At 41.0% G+C, this 13,666-nt stretch carries 16 protein-coding genes, 1 tRNA gene and 1 pseudogene; 15 read left to right on the forward strand and 3 right to left on the reverse strand.

From position 1 onward, the window contains the following. Window positions 1-176 precede the first annotated feature (176 nt). Window positions 177-698: pseudogene (locus H740_RS12525) on the reverse strand (methyl-accepting chemotaxis protein); the annotation flags it as partial. 1,414 nt (window positions 699-2,112) lie between these two features. Between H740_RS12525 and H740_RS07290 the strand changes: the two are divergent. The 12 genes from H740_RS07290 (at window position 2,113) to H740_RS07345 (ending at window position 9,848) form a co-directional block, all read left to right on the forward strand. Further along, a complete protein-coding gene (locus H740_RS07290; RefSeq protein WP_002952854.1) occupies window positions 2,113-3,006 on the forward strand; it encodes a DMT family transporter in 894 nt (297 codons plus the stop codon). Then, the gene (gene kdsA / locus H740_RS07295) at window positions 3,006-3,812 is read left to right on the forward strand and encodes a 3-deoxy-8-phosphooctulonate synthase (protein WP_002952855.1); all 807 of its coding nucleotides are present in this window, start codon (window positions 3,006-3,008) and stop codon (window positions 3,810-3,812) included. The genes H740_RS07290 and kdsA overlap by 1 nt, the downstream gene beginning before the upstream one ends. Beyond that, window positions 3,802-4,131, forward strand: coding sequence for a DMT family transporter (locus tag H740_RS07300; RefSeq protein ID WP_002952856.1), 330 nt, complete (start codon window positions 3,802-3,804; stop codon window positions 4,129-4,131). Before kdsA ends, H740_RS07300 begins: the two co-directional genes overlap by 11 nt. Further along, window positions 4,128-4,451 carry a DMT family transporter gene (locus H740_RS07305; RefSeq protein WP_002952857.1) on the forward strand — a complete coding sequence of 108 codons (324 nt, stop codon included), beginning with the start codon at window positions 4,128-4,130 and terminating at the stop codon, window positions 4,449-4,451. The genes H740_RS07300 and H740_RS07305 overlap by 4 nt, the downstream gene beginning before the upstream one ends. 11 nt (window positions 4,452-4,462) lie before the next feature. Then, window positions 4,463-4,933: a 6,7-dimethyl-8-ribityllumazine synthase gene (ribH, locus tag H740_RS07310; protein WP_002952858.1), complete on the forward strand. Its 471-nt coding sequence runs from the start codon at window positions 4,463-4,465 to the stop codon at window positions 4,931-4,933. A gap of 1 nt (window position 4,934) precedes the next feature. Beyond that, complete coding sequence (gene nusB / locus H740_RS07315; RefSeq protein WP_002952859.1) at window positions 4,935-5,330, forward strand: transcription antitermination factor NusB; 396 nt, start codon at window positions 4,935-4,937, stop codon at window positions 5,328-5,330. Further along, entirely contained in the window at window positions 5,327-6,013 is a 687-nt protein-coding gene (gene pyrF / locus H740_RS07320) for an orotidine-5'-phosphate decarboxylase (RefSeq protein WP_002952860.1), read from the forward strand. Before nusB ends, pyrF begins: the two co-directional genes overlap by 4 nt. A gap of 213 nt (window positions 6,014-6,226) precedes the next feature. Then, window positions 6,227-6,469 (forward strand): helix-hairpin-helix domain-containing protein, encoded by a 243-nt coding sequence (locus H740_RS07325; RefSeq protein ID WP_002952861.1) that lies wholly within the window; start codon window positions 6,227-6,229, stop codon window positions 6,467-6,469. 144 nt (window positions 6,470-6,613) lie between these two features. Next, window positions 6,614-6,704 (forward strand) — tRNA-Ser (locus tag H740_RS07330). 153 nt (window positions 6,705-6,857) lie between these two features. Next, window positions 6,858-8,150: a tyrosine-type recombinase/integrase gene (locus tag H740_RS07335; RefSeq protein WP_002952862.1), complete on the forward strand. Its 1,293-nt coding sequence runs from the start codon at window positions 6,858-6,860 to the stop codon at window positions 8,148-8,150. A 91-nt stretch (window positions 8,151-8,241) separates the two neighbouring features. Further along, a complete protein-coding gene (locus H740_RS07340) occupies window positions 8,242-9,141 on the forward strand; it encodes a phage integrase N-terminal SAM-like domain-containing protein (protein WP_002952864.1) in 900 nt (299 codons plus the stop codon). A 50-nt stretch (window positions 9,142-9,191) separates the two neighbouring features. Then, window positions 9,192-9,848, forward strand: coding sequence for a hypothetical protein (locus H740_RS07345; protein WP_002952865.1), 657 nt, complete (start codon window positions 9,192-9,194; stop codon window positions 9,846-9,848). Window positions 9,849-9,962: 114 nt separating this feature from the next. Here H740_RS07345 and H740_RS07350 read toward each other — a convergent pair whose 3' ends face one another. Together H740_RS07350 and H740_RS07355 are read right to left on the reverse strand one after the other, a co-directional pair. Next, complete coding sequence (locus H740_RS07350; RefSeq protein ID WP_231679331.1) at window positions 9,963-10,772, reverse strand: mobilization protein; 810 nt, start codon at window positions 10,770-10,772, stop codon at window positions 9,963-9,965. A 65-nt stretch (window positions 10,773-10,837) separates the two neighbouring features. After that, a complete protein-coding gene (locus tag H740_RS07355) occupies window positions 10,838-11,296 on the reverse strand; it encodes a hypothetical protein (protein ID WP_002952868.1) in 459 nt (152 codons plus the stop codon). 406 nt (window positions 11,297-11,702) lie between these two features. On the opposite strand from H740_RS07355, the gene H740_RS07360 reads away from it, so the two are divergent. The 3 genes from H740_RS07360 to H740_RS07370 all read left to right on the forward strand — a co-directional run bounded on the left by H740_RS07360 (window position 11,703) and on the right by H740_RS07370 (window position 13,665). Then, window positions 11,703-12,137 (forward strand): hypothetical protein, encoded by a 435-nt coding sequence (locus H740_RS07360; protein ID WP_002952869.1) that lies wholly within the window; start codon window positions 11,703-11,705, stop codon window positions 12,135-12,137. 17 nt (window positions 12,138-12,154) lie between these two features. Beyond that, window positions 12,155-13,195, forward strand: a complete 1,041-nt coding sequence (locus H740_RS07365; protein WP_002952871.1) for a hypothetical protein — start codon at window positions 12,155-12,157, stop codon at window positions 13,193-13,195. A gap of 71 nt (window positions 13,196-13,266) precedes the next feature. Then, window positions 13,267-13,665 carry a hypothetical protein gene (locus tag H740_RS07370; RefSeq protein WP_002952874.1) on the forward strand — a complete coding sequence of 133 codons (399 nt, stop codon included), beginning with the start codon at window positions 13,267-13,269 and terminating at the stop codon, window positions 13,663-13,665. Window position 13,666: the final 1 nt, after the last annotated feature.

Here is a 13,666-nt window from a genome sequence, read left to right on the forward strand (position 1 = left end):
AGCTTTTGCCGACGTTTGGCTTGCCGACTAAAATTATCTTTTGCAAAATTTGTCCTTTTTATGATGCCTGATTATACAGACTTTTCTCTTATATAAAGTATAAAATGCGGCTTAAAGAGGCATAATGCAAAGCTCTTTGAATTTTCGTCAAAGAGCTTTTGGGGTAAAATTTGAAGTTAAACCTTAAATTTGTCTAGGCTGTTGTTTAGAGTTTCGGTCATTTTGCTTAGATGTTCGGCGGCGGCCGCTATCTCCTCGATACTTTTTGCATTTTGAGAAGAGATGGCGTTTATGTTATTTGTATTGTTTAAAATTTCAGTTACATTTTCGCCTGTTTTTACATAGTCGCTTACGTTTTTATCGGATAAATTTATGGCTTGATGCATACTATCGGCTAGTATGGTGATCTTGTCTTTTACGTCGTCCGCTACCAAATTTAGATCTTTTATCTGAGCTGAGTTGATATGCATTTGCTCGCTAGCCTGATTTATCCCCTGGACGATTATATTTATCGTCGCATTTATCTCGACTAGGCTCTTTTGCGTCCTTTCGGCCAGCTTTCTGACCTCGTCTGCGACTACGGCAAATCCCCTGCCGTGCTCGCCTGCTCGTGCGGCTTCGATAGCGGCGTTTAGGGCTAGTAAATTCGTCTGATCCGCTATGTCGTTTATCACGGAGAGTACGTTTTTGACTTGCTCGGCCTCGCCGCTAAGTCTTGAAATTTTATCCGACAGGCCAAGCTCTGATTCTACGCTGTTTTCTATCTTTAATGCGAGATCTGATATGGCTTTATTTGCGCTTTCGATGACGGTGCTTGCTTGCTTCATATCGCCTGCACCCTTTTTGGCCTCTTCTATAAATTCTAAAAGCTGATCTTTTATCTGATTTGCTTTTTGGGCTGCTTCGTCAACTATTTGAGATGTTTTTTCGGCATTTTGGCCTGCGATCAGCGAAGTCGAGCTTAGCTCGTATGCAGTCGAGGAGTTTTCGCGAGAGAGCTGCTTTGCTTCGCTGATTAAATTTCTTAAATTTTGCGCGACGGCCTGCAGAAGACCCATTGCGCTTTTTGGGCTATCGGTTTTTATATCAACGGCTAAATTTCCGTTTGAAATTTCTGATATGACGTTTTCTATTTGAGCTGGTTTTGCGCCTAAAATTCCTTGTATCACCTTGCTATTTACGATTGATAAGATGATGGAGCAAAATATAGTAATACCGAGCAAAATTTTAAAGATATTTTGCTGCAGGATTAAGCTTTCATGTAGATTTTTTACTTCATTGTGCGTTCTGTCCGAAACCAAAACGAAAAATTCGTCAAGCGGCTTCATGATGTAGGCTTTTTGGTCGTGATAGTCCTTGCCGTTAACTAGATCAAGCGCCGTTTTTAAAATTTCATCTCTTTTTTCGGGCTCGGCTTTGTTTAAATTCTTGATCATTTCAAAAGCTTTTAACTCAAGATTTACGAGGACGTTTGACCTTGCTTCGGTCTCTTCTATTTTTTTAAACTCGGCTTCCGTAAAACCCTCTTGCTTCATTAGATCTTTTAGCGCGATCCTCAAATTTGAGTCCGGTCTTGGCTTTTTGATCCCGCCTGCGACAAAGTCCCATAAATTCTGTTATATTCCTCTGGGCGCGGGCTTTTGCCGTTTCTGATATCCAAAATAGCGTTATATTGCTCCTCAAAGCCAGGATTTTTCCCGGCCGTCGCCACGTATGATCTCACGAGTTTAGTTAGATCATCAGAGCTTTGTCTGAGCTCATCTGCTAGCTTGTATGAGTTTAGCTGTCTGGCTGAAGCATCCTCTAACTGACTTGAGATGTTTTGGATATTTTTGGATATTTACAAAGATAATACCGAGCGCAGGCATTAAAACTATGCATAAAACGACTAAAAACATTTGAAATTTTTTAGATCTAAATAATTTAGATACAAATTCGCCCATAAAAACTTCCTTTTTTTGTGATTTTAAAAGATAAATTTAATATAAATATAGAACCAACCTTATATATTTGAAATCGGTTTATACAATTTATAACATAAAATAACACTTAAGTAGACAAATTTTAAGTCATTTTTTATTAAAATGCTTGTTTTAAATTTAAAGGAAAATTTTGTTTCGTAGATACGTTTTGCACCATTTGGGCGCTTATTATATGATCATCGCGTGTATGTTTTTTGCCGCCGTGGGCGGCTTTGCGAAAGTTTTGAGCGAGCAGATGTCAAGCATCGAGGTCGTATTTTTTAGAAACGCCGTCGGTCTTGCTATCGTGCTTTACGCGATTTACAAAAGGCCGCCGACGCATCAAAAAGGCGGGCAGTTTTGGGTGCTGATGTTTCGCGGATTTATCGGCACGATCGCGCTTTTTGCTCTTTTTTACAACATCGCTCATATAAATTTAGGCGCGGCTTATACTTTTCAAAAAACCAGCCCCATTTTCACGGCGATTTTTGCGGCTATTTTTTTAAAAGAAGCGCTTAGTAAAAAGGGCTGGGGCGCGATATTTCTGGGCTTTATCGGCATACTTTTTATCATCCAGCCAAATTTAGGCATCAGTAAAACCGACTGGCTGGGGCTTAGCAGCGGCGTAGGAGCGGCGCTTGCGATGCTCAGCGTGCGAACTCTACGAAAAAGCTACGACACGAGCGTCATTGTGCTTAGTTTTATGGCGTGGGGAACGGCTCTGCCGATGCTTTTGATGGGCATTGCCGAGTGGGTCAAATTTGAGCCTCTGGATTTCTTGCTTTCGCCGTTTGTAGCTCCAAATTTTAAAGGCGTAATCCTCATCGTGCTGATGGGGCTTGCGGGCTATTTTTTCCAGCTTTATATGACGAAGGCGTACGCGGCGAGTAAAAAGGCGGGCTCTGTCGCCGCGATAAGCTATATGGACGTCGTGTTTTCGCTAGTAGTGGGCTTTTTTATGGGCGATACGTTACCTAATGCGGCGGCGTTTTTTGGTATAATGCTGGTCGTTATCAGCGGAATAATCGTAGCAAGGGAGAGATGATGATACTAATAGCAGGGCCTTGCGTCATCGAGAGCGAGGAGCTCGTTTTTGACGTGGCAAAAAGGCTAGTTAAATTTAACGAAGATAAGCGGATAGATTTTTATTTCAAATCAAGCTTTGATAAGGCAAATCGCACGAGTATAAGCTCGTTTCGCGGGCCCGGACTTGAAAAAGGGTGCGAAATTTTAGGTAAGGTAAAAAAGGAATTTGGCTTTAAAATTTTAACCGATATCCACGAGAGCTATCAGGCCGCACCCGTAGGCGAAGTGGCGGACGTGCTGCAAATCCCCCCGTTTTTTTTTCGCCCAACCGATCTGCTCGTTGCTGCGGCTAAGACAAAAGCGGTGGTAAATATCAAAAAGGGGCAGTTTTTAGCAGCATCCGCGATGAAGCACTCGGTTAAAAAAGTGCTAGAAACAAGGGGCATTAGCGGCGATGGATACGAGGTCGCCAAGCAAAACGGCGTGTGGCTAACGGAGCGAGGCAGCACATTTGGATATGGAAATTTAGTAGTAGATATGCGAAATTTGGTGCTGATGAGAGAATATGCGCCCGTGATTTTCGACGCTACTCACAGCGTGCAGATGCCAAGCGCTCTTGGCGAGAAAAGCGGCGGGGACGCGGAATTTGTGGCGTATCTTGCGCGGGCTGCGGCTGCTGCGGGCGTGGACGGATTTTTCTACGAGACGCACGTAAATCCGTGCGAGGCGCTTTGCGATGGGCCAAATATGCTAAATTTGGACGAACTAGACGCAAATATCGCTCAAATTTTTAAGATAAAAGACGCCCTAGGCGATGCAAACTAAGGGCTTTTTATGGGTGCTAGGCGGCGCGGTCGCCGAGTGCGGCTGGGCGTATGGGCTAAAGCACGCATCAAGCGCGCCGGAGATAGCGCTAACTGCGATGCTCGTTTGCGTTAGCTTTACGTCGTTTATAATGGCGATGAAATACTTGCCCATTAGCATCACATACACCGTGTTTGTGGGGCTTGGAGCGTTTTTCGTCGTGATCGCCGAGATCGTGAGCGAATTTCGCGCGAGCGGCCAGACGCCGGATCTCTTGCGACTATTTTTTATAGCGACGCTGATCGCGGGCGTGTTGGGGTTAAAAAGGCTAAAATCTTGACGCACGTCTTAGCTCTTTTGGTGGCAGGGTGTTGCGAGGTCTCGGGCGTATTTTTTCTAACCAAATTTCAAAAAAGCTTCGGCGTGAAAAAAGCGGCAAATTTTTTGATCTTGGTCGCAAATTTCGCCATTTCGCTCTGGCTTTTGAGCTACGCGATGCAGGCTATGCCGATGTCGGTAGCGTACGCGATCTGGACGGGCATCGGAGCGGTCGGAGCCGTGGGCATCGGGATAGTGTTTGATAAAGAAAAAATGAGCGCGCAAAAGGCGTTTTATCTATCGCTAATAACGCTAAGCGCGATAATGTTAAAAATAATCTAAAAGGAGAAACCATGAAAATAATAGAAGGAAATTTGGCTCTAAAAGGCGGCGAGAAGATAGCGATCATCAATGCTAGATTTAACCACATCATCACCGATAGGCTGGTCGAGGGCGCGAGGGACGCATTTTTGCGCCACGGCGGAGACGAGAAAAATTTGAGCTTGATTTTAGTGCCGGGCGCGTTTGAGATACCTATGGCGCTTGAAAAGGCTCTAGCTAGCGGTAAATTTGACGCTATTTGCTGCGTGGGAGCGGTGATACGCGGCTCTACACCACACTTTGACTACGTGAGCGCCGAGACGACCAAAGGCATCGCAAACGTGACGCTAAAATACGGCAAGCCGGTGACATTTGGCGTACTAACGGTAGATAGCATCGAGCAAGCCATCGAGCGAGCAGGCTCAAAGGCTGGAAATAAGGGCTTTGAGGCGATGACGGGCGTGATCGAGATGCTAAGCTTATATAAAAATTTGGAGGCGTAAAATGGCGACTCGTCATCAGGTCAGGCAGGCCGTCGTTTCGCTACTGTATGCGCGCGAAATGGGTAGCTGCAGCGAGGAGTTCGTTGAGGAATTTTTAGAAGAAAAAAAGATCCGAAACGATCAGCGAAGCCTTGCGCTGTCGCTTTTTCACGGTATTTTGGAGCATGCAGAGGGGCTTGACGCGCTACTAAACGCGCGCCTAAAAGAGTGGAAGATAAACGAGATCGGCAGCATCGAGCGCGCCGTGCTACGGCTGGGGGCGTACGAGATGAAATTTACCCCGACCGATAAAGCAGTCATCATAAACGAGGGCATCGAGCTTGGCAAAGAGCTGGGCGGTGACTCGGCGCCAAAATTTATAAACGGCGTGCTAGACGCGCTAAAGGCCGATCTGTGAAGCTCTGCGTCGCGCTTGATATGAGCTCGAAGCAGGAGTGTTTGCAGCTAGCAGGTGAGCTTGCGAGCTTGGCTGATAAAATTTGGCTCAAAGTGGGCTTGCGAGCATATTTGCGCGACGGAGCGGGTTTTATCGAAGGGCTAAAAAAGCTCGGAAATTTTAAAATTTTCCTCGATCTAAAGCTTTATGATATCCCAAACACGATGGCTGACGCGGCCGAGGAGATCGCAAAGCTTGGCGTCGATATGATAAACGTGCATGCAAGTAGCGGCAAGCGCGCGATGAGCGCAGTGATGGAGCGGCTGGATAGGCTAGCTTCGCGTCCGCTGGTGCTTGCGGTCTCTGCGCTAACGAGCTTTGACGAGACCGAATTTAGCGCGGTTTACGAGCAAAATTTAAGCGACGCCGTGCGCAAATTTAGCGTGATGAGCTACGAAGCGGGGCTTGACGGCATGGTCTGCTCGGCATTCGAGAGCCGTTTGATAAAGGACGCTACGAGCGCAAATTTCATCACTCTCTGCCCTGGCGTAAGGCCGTTTGGCGAGAGTGCGGTAGATCAAAAGCGAGTGGCGGATCTGGACGTCGCGCGCAAGGCGGGGGCTGGTTTTATCGTGGTAGGTCGGCCGATATATCAGGCACAAAACCCGCGCGAAATTTGCGAGCGGATTTTAGGGCAAATTTAACGCTTGGTTTGCCTAAAATTTGACGCGAAATTATTTTAAACAGTGTTCCTGCGCGCGAGAATTTTAATTAACTCATCGCGCAAGGACAGCTCGGGCGGCGACTGAGCACAGTAGCGAGATAAAATTTAGCAAGCTTCGCAGCGTGCAAATGAAATTTAAAATTTCATTCGAAGCGGCGAATTTGGCGGAGCTCAAAAGAAATTTGAGGTAAATTTGGGCGATTTTAGGAAAATACCCTATGTCGGCGAGGCGACCGAGGCGGATCTGCTCGCACTCGGCTACGAGGATATCGCTTCGCTAAAGGGCGCGGACCCAGATGAGATGTATGAGCGCACAAAGGCGCTCGGGCGCGGCAGTGACAGATGTATCCTCTACGTTTACCGCATGGTTTGCTACTACGCAAATACGCCCCGTCCCGACAAAGCCAAGCTGAAATGGTGGCTTTGGAAGGATTAAATTTTCAAATTTGACTAGCGGCGAGTTGTTTAAATTTTATCAAATTTTACTCGATTATCTTTCCGCGCAAGAGCACCAGGCGCGAAAATGCAAATTTAAGCAAGATATCAGCGGTATTTAATTATAATGCGATTTCTTTTTTGTGGACAGATGGGTGAGTGGCCGAAACCACACCCCTGCTAAGGGTGCAGCTTCTAACCGGGGCTCGAGGGTTCAAATCCCTCTCTGTCCGCCACCGCATATGTAATTTTTTTCACAAACTACGTATCTATCGATATCTTAATCCAATTTAACTATAAATTTATTGTTCTGAAAATTGGACACTTTTTATTTATTACAGAAAATTTGGTATTTTGTTCCAGAAAATCTTCGAGACATAAGGTCAGATATGCTTTCTAAGCTGATCACGAAAATTTCAAAGAGACCAAATTTCTATTATTTTGATACAGCCATAAAAGACGGTAAAAAAACTACTATTAAGTATTGCCTTTTTACTAGCGACGAAAATGAGGCTCGCATGCTTGCAGAGAAAATAAAGTCTGAAGTAAATTTGGTGCTAATGCAAAGAGTTGTTAAAAAGCCGACCTCTCTAGCTTTATTAATAAAAAACCAAAGAAGATCAAAAGAAGATATCGACTCTTTCATAAAGACTAACAAACTATTTTTAGACATTCAAGAATATAAAAGTCTTTTTCAGTCTACTGTAGCTAAATTTTATAATGTAAGTTTGTATTCGGAACAAAATGAATCTACTTTGGAAATTTGCCCTATTGTACAAAAAGATACACAAAATCCTAAACAGCATACAACATTTGAACAAATAGCCAAACGCTATGTGAAAAACGAATGTGAAAAATTAAAATCAAGCAATAAAACAAAAGGTTACTATATTAAAACAGGCAAAATTTTAGATGAGTTCTTGAAAAATAAGCATATATCAGATGTTACTTATAGCGATGCCGAGAGTTTTCAAATTAACTTGCTGAATGCCCAAAAACTCCATAAAAAAACTGTAAATAATTATATATCTTACTCTAAAAGGCTATTTGATTATGCTATAAAAATTAACGAAGCAACCAGTAACCCTTTTAAAACCTTGACTTCATTTAAGATTTCACTCGAAGAAAAATCTCCGAAAGACAACTTTACTATGGATGAGCTTAAGCTAGTGCTTGATACTAACAGGCTTGATTTGCGAGACTATATGCTGTTTGCTCTATATACTGGCCTACGGTTAAATGAAATTTGGCAGCTTGATAGTTCAAGTATAGGCGAGCAAGAAGGCATTAAATTTATCAACGTAAAGACTGCTAAACAAAAAGGAGGCGCCGTTAAGTATAGGCAAATACCGGTTCACCGGGATATATTATATCTTAGTGATATGAGATGGCTAGAGGAAATAAAGATGGGCAAGAGTAGCTGTGACTATTTTAGCAAGCGACTAAATAAGCATATTCACAAAATCATACCTGAAGCAAACGTATCGTTTCATCGTTTGAGAGGAAATTTTGCAAAAGCTATAAAGGATTATTGTTTGGAGAATGGAATTGCTGATATCACATCCATACTTTTAGGGCATTCTGCTGACCTGGCCACTGATACTTATGCAAAAGGCATATCACTCAAAGCTAAACAAAAAGCCATGGGAGGTTTGGATATATTTAAGTTTTTAAAAGGATAGAAGGATACTAAAAAGCCTATTTGACGATATTCAAAAGCTCTTGAAAGATAGCCTATAAATTTTCACTTATATTTCAAAAAAAGGATAATAAGTGAAATTAGATGTAAGGAAGCTATTTGATGTAAGTAGATACGAAGAGCTTGACCATGATGCAATCAGGGAGTACTATATGTATGAGCCTAAAAAGTTGCATGAAGATATAAAAAGTTGTTTTAAACAAATCAGTAGGATTAAGGGGGCTCCTAGAGAAAAATGGTTTAAGGCCTCAGGGGTGCTTATAAGTAAATACTGTGAAAATATTTCTAAAAGAGATATTGAAAAATATAGATCTTTGTCGGACTATTTTAGCAAAAACAACAAGAATAAGGATTTTTTAAGGTTTCAAAAAGAGATTGCTGAAATCATAGATTGCAAACTATCAAATTTTTGTTGTATAAATAGGACGAATTCTTGTCTAGAAAAAGAAACGATAAAATTTATGAATGATGGTGCCTTGGTTTGTGGAGAATTTATTTCGAATCGTATCATAAAGGTTATTAGTGATTATGCATTAAAAAAATGTAAAAGTAAATATAGCGATAAACAATTAAAGAATAACGCGCTACTTAAAAACATTAAGGAATTATTAGAGGATTACCTGAAGAATAAGAGTAAGCAGCGTTGTACTGAATCTACAATGAAAGAGTATAGGCTTGCAGTGGATAGGCTGGAAAAATTCTTGGATAAAAATAAAGTTGGTTTCGTTGATGTGGGGTATGAGGAAGCCAACAAATTTCATGAATACATCGCAAACAATATTAGCAAGGATAGGGCTAATAATACAGTTGGCTATCTGTATAAATTTTATGACTATTTTATAGGCAGGAATATAATAAGTAAAAACCCATTTTCTAAGGAAACGGTTATGAGGTATAGTGTAGATATAAGTAATAAAAAAAGAAATTTTACATTGGATGAATTAAAAAAATATTCTCTGGAGGATATGGGATAGAAAAGGAAATACTCGACTATATTAGATTTACATTGCACACAGGACTTCGTATGGAAGAGTTTATTAGGTTAGATAAAGACAGTTTTTTTGAAAGAGATGATATAAAGCTTATTAGAGTTAAAACAGCTAAAGGAAAATTTGGGCATACTTCTGAAGATGAGATGGTTCTTCATAAAAATATTCACGACCTAGCCAATTATGACTGGATAAAAAAAATAAAGAGTATTTGTAAGACCAAAAATGCTTTGGAACATAGAGTTAATAGGGCGATTGATAAGGTTGTAAAAGATAAAGATGTTAGTGCTCATCGCTTAAGGGGAACTTTTGCTCAAATAATTAGCGCATATGACGCCCATGCCGGTATTGGCGAGTCTATGCCGAATATTGCTTTGGCATTAAGACATGTGCCAAGCAAGTCAAAATTTATAGGCAACAAACAAGAACAATTGTCAAATGTGACTAAGCTAATGTTGCGAAAAGACAAGTCTAATTCTATTCTGATCTATTCTCAGGATAGTGCAATAATGACGCAAGTGCATATATTGAAAGCGTTTGATGGGATTTCAGGTATTTTTGAGTATCTTAATATGGGGGGAAATTTAACGCAACTAAAAGCTAAAACAATCAAACATGAACAAAAAAATAAAAAGATTATAAATCGCACTTATGTAAATACCGCTTCTACACCTTGCTTTGGTGTTATTTAGACTTGAAATTGGTGAAGGGTAATAATGAGCTATTATTACCCTATATAAAATGGTATTTAATTTGTTCTCATTGTCCTTGCGAGTAGAGGTATCCTAAGCGGATACCTGGCGTAGTCAAATTTCATCTATATGATAATCGACGCCTTCAAAGATTCTCGCAAATGCTTTACTACATTTGGTTTCAACCTCGTTGTAGCTTTGCTCTTCAGGCAGTTTTATTAGTTTTTTTAATTTTTCTAGCTCGTTGCCTTTTTGCTCAAGCGTATTTTCAAGTTTTTCTATCTTGTTTGTTAGTTGTGCGGTAGTCTGAGCAAGGAGCCTATATACTTGATGAGGCAACCCTTTTCTGGGCGTTTGGCCGATGGCGGAGTAGTTGATGCCTCGACGCATACCCAAAACATTTGCAGCTATAGTTTGTAGCTCCTTCATCTTTAGCGGCCCAAAGTCGCGGCTTTTATAAAGATTTACCCCATCCGCTCCAAGCACGAAAAATTCGATATGCGCGTGCAAATTTGGATGCCAAACGCCGTTCTCATCGAAGTGGCCTTCGTCCCTGTGGATAGCGATTTGTATCGTGCGCCATCCGTATTTTCTCTCTATTGCATCGCAAAGCCGCCTGACGTCGTCTAGAGTATGGCGGTCTTCGATCAGTACTATGGCCGAGCGCCTAATGTTTCTTGGATCGACTTGAACTCTTTGGCCTGTTCTAGCCATGTAGTTAAGGATCGCCTGCGTGAGCATACGCAAGTATTTTTCTTCGGCAAGAAAAGCGCTTAAGTCGACTTCGTTGAGATTCGAAAACTGGGGGTAAGCGTGATCCACCGTTTGACTGCGGTCGTTATGTGCAAAAGCGTTAGGCGCGCTACGCTGAATTTTAAAACACGTCATTTTACTTGTAAACCGATTATTTTTTAAAACTGACATTTTTGTCTCCTTTTTTAAATTTATCGTCGTTAGCGCGGTATCCATTATGGATACCGTTAGATAGGCTACTTTTTCTTATCATCCCCGACCTCCGCTTTCTTGTCGGTAGAGTCGGTAGAAGTCGCGGTAGCCGACTGTTTGTTTTCTTTGCCGGTAGAGTTTTCGGTAACCGGTCGCGACGGAGGTGCCGATATGCTAGAAATAGGCCTAGCTGCATCTTTGTCCAGTACCTCGATGAGCCCATCTATATCAGCGACCGTGTAGTTTGCGTTTTCCGGCGCGCCTTTTTTCGACGTCCGCTCCATATCTATCAGTGTCGATATGTAGTATCTTTTCTGATCGCAAAGCGGCAATGCAAGGCTGTATTCGCGAAAATTCTTTTCCAAATTTTCCATTTCCGCATTGATTTTGGCCAGTCTAAAAAGCGTATTTTCCTTTTTAGCTAGCAACTTTCTCGAAAGAGAGGCGTAGTAGGTCCTTGCTTCCTCGAGACTGTTAAATGTTTTAGGATAACTATTTTTCATAGCAATTCCTCCTTTTGTTTAAAATTGAAATCAGCTTTTTGCCAATCCCTACATTAATTATAGAATATTTTATGTAATTTGAATTTCAGAACTAAAATATTTTATTTTCTGAAAATACATAAATCAGGTTGCACAGTAAGCGGTTAAATATAGGTTTATTTGTGCGCACTCAAAGAGTATATGTTTTAGGGTGTCAACCTGTGCGGCTGCAAAAAGTGAACTTAGCTTATCGACAAGTCAACTGGGTCAAGTAGTTCTTTATTTTTTAAAAAGAGCAATAATCTAGTCTATTTCGGTAGCTTTTGGGATTTTATAAATACTATTTTAGTATCCTAGGGGGGCGAGTCCACTTTTACAAGCCTTTGCAAAGCCCAAATTTGGTATAATTCAGCCCAAAGGAACGAAAATGAACGATCTAAAAAGAATAACGTCTCTAAGCGTTAAATTTGATAAAAAACGCTTTTATAAACAGCACATCGCTGTTGCTATGGAAAACAATCTTTTTGAGTGCGCTTTTGAGCTAAATTTGGGACTTTTGGAGCTTAAAATTTCAAAGAAGGGAAAAGAAGAGGCGATTTGCGAGCTAAAAGACATAGTTCGCAAAGTCCCGCAAGATCAGCTTGCCAGATGTCTTTACAGGCTCGCCATTTGCCTTTCGAGACAAGATAAGCTCGGCGAAGCTCAAAAGTTGCTCAAGGAAGCGCTTGAGGCTTTAGACCGCGACGACGAACATCTAAGGGAAAAAATCGAAAATGAGCTTTATGAGATAGAGCACAAAAAACATCCTTTACGAGGAATTTGTAATAAGAGTAATGAAGACGACTTATCGCTTGAATTTTAGATTTGACAGGATAAAGAATGAATGATAAAAATAAAGCATCAAAAGTGCGCGAGGATAACCCAAATCAGCTGGAATCAAACAGAAAATCCGCTCTTTTGGCTAGGTATAACAGATTAAAATTAATATATTCAAGCCATAGGGTTAAAACAGAAATTTTATTCAAAGAAGCATACGGAAGATTTTTTAATAGCAAATACGACATGTTTCGAGAATTTTTTCAAAAGCTGATAAACAAAGGCGAGTCGGAGGCCATGGATTATCTAAAACCCAAATTAACTCCTGACGACATAAAAACAGGATATACGCCAAATCAAATATCTACTTTATGTTATTTTGAGGAAGATGCAAAAGGTCTACAAAGAAAAAGAGGGCTACAAAAAGATCAATTTGCGGATCTACTTAGTGGCAAATATATAATAGCTATACTGTCGGAAGGTAAAAATAATAGGGTATGGCTTCCGATAAATGAAAATAATTTTTTGGAAGCATTAGAAGCCGTTTTGCAAATAGAGGCCGATGGGCCGGAAATGCTATATGCACCATTTTTTATTATGATTGATTCGGAGATTAATATGCATGGTGCATTAGAAGCAAAATTTCCTAAAAATCTTTTTGAAGACTTTGCTCTAGGGATAGATAAAATTTGTAAAATCGTGATTGCAAAAAAAATGACCAATCTTGCAAAGTCGCCTCCACCGAGTCCGTCCGCAATGATGTACGCCGCCCCATCACCGGTCAAATTAGCATCGCCTACAATGGCTTTTTTTACGCAAAATTTAACCTCAAATCCAATCACCCTAATAGACTTCAAAGAAAAAATAGCTATCAAGATCCAAGATAAGACCCTGCATGTCATGGGGCTGTTTTCAGATAAACTAATAGAGTTTTTAAAAGAGTGCAAGCATATCTTAAACAAAAACAAGAAAGACGAAATTTTACTAGTTAGTCCAAATGCCAAAGAAGACGAGGATACGACGACTCAAATTTTGACCCTTTACTCTGTTTTGTTTATGCTAAATCCAAATTTCATAAACGATCTATTTCATCCTAAAATGTAGCAGTGGCGACTTTCAAAAGCTTCTGAAAGATTAAAGCTAGAATTCTTGCATATTTTTATAAAGGAGAAGATATGCAAGAACCACAAGATAGTGCGCAAAGCGAAATAGCCGGGAAAAGCGGCGAGGAGATAATCGCCTATATCAAGGAAAAATACGATAAATTTGCCGACGAAACCCAGAACTCCGTCGAGGTGCTAGAGATAAAATTCGTGCTAGCAACGGCCGGTATAGGCATAGACGACCCTAAAGAAACCATCGAGAGATTACAAGACTGCGTTGCCTACTTTAAGGAAAATATCTTTCCGTGCACCTATTTGCTAAGACAAAGGGCGATAGAGTATACCGAGTGCCAAACAAAGCTTCTAAAAACGGTTAATACTTTTCAAAAAAACGTCCCCCTCATAAGGCTTGAGACATTTGCCCTAGGAACTATATTTGGCGTTTTTTTGATGTTTTTGCTGCATTTGTAGC

This window comes from Campylobacter showae CC57C (genome assembly GCF_000344295.2).
Taxonomy (GTDB): domain Bacteria; phylum Campylobacterota; class Campylobacteria; order Campylobacterales; family Campylobacteraceae; genus Campylobacter_A; species Campylobacter_A showae_B.

What these genes read in the sequence shown, in the direction of transcription:
- nusB (WP_002952859.1), top strand. Translation starts at nt 4,935, where the DNA reads ATGGCGACTCGTCATCAGGTCAGGCAGGCCGTCGTTTCGCTACTGTAT.
- H740_RS07350 (WP_231679331.1), bottom strand. Translation starts at nt 10,772, where the DNA reads ATGTCAGTTTTAAAAAATAATCGGTTTACAAGTAAAATGACGTGTTTT.
- kdsA (WP_002952855.1), top strand. Translation starts at nt 3,006, where the DNA reads ATGATACTAATAGCAGGGCCTTGCGTCATCGAGAGCGAGGAGCTCGTT.
- H740_RS07345 (WP_002952865.1), top strand. Translation starts at nt 9,192, where the DNA reads ATGGAAGAGTTTATTAGGTTAGATAAAGACAGTTTTTTTGAAAGAGAT.
- H740_RS07335 (WP_002952862.1), top strand. Translation starts at nt 6,858, where the DNA reads ATGCTTTCTAAGCTGATCACGAAAATTTCAAAGAGACCAAATTTCTAT.
- ribH (WP_002952858.1), top strand. Translation starts at nt 4,463, where the DNA reads ATGAAAATAATAGAAGGAAATTTGGCTCTAAAAGGCGGCGAGAAGATA.
- H740_RS07370 (WP_002952874.1), top strand. Translation starts at nt 13,267, where the DNA reads ATGCAAGAACCACAAGATAGTGCGCAAAGCGAAATAGCCGGGAAAAGC.
- H740_RS07365 (WP_002952871.1), top strand. Translation starts at nt 12,155, where the DNA reads ATGAATGATAAAAATAAAGCATCAAAAGTGCGCGAGGATAACCCAAAT.
- H740_RS07300 (WP_002952856.1), top strand. Translation starts at nt 3,802, where the DNA reads ATGCAAACTAAGGGCTTTTTATGGGTGCTAGGCGGCGCGGTCGCCGAG.
- H740_RS07355 (WP_002952868.1), bottom strand. Translation starts at nt 11,296, where the DNA reads ATGAAAAATAGTTATCCTAAAACATTTAACAGTCTCGAGGAAGCAAGG.
- H740_RS07360 (WP_002952869.1), top strand. Translation starts at nt 11,703, where the DNA reads ATGAACGATCTAAAAAGAATAACGTCTCTAAGCGTTAAATTTGATAAA.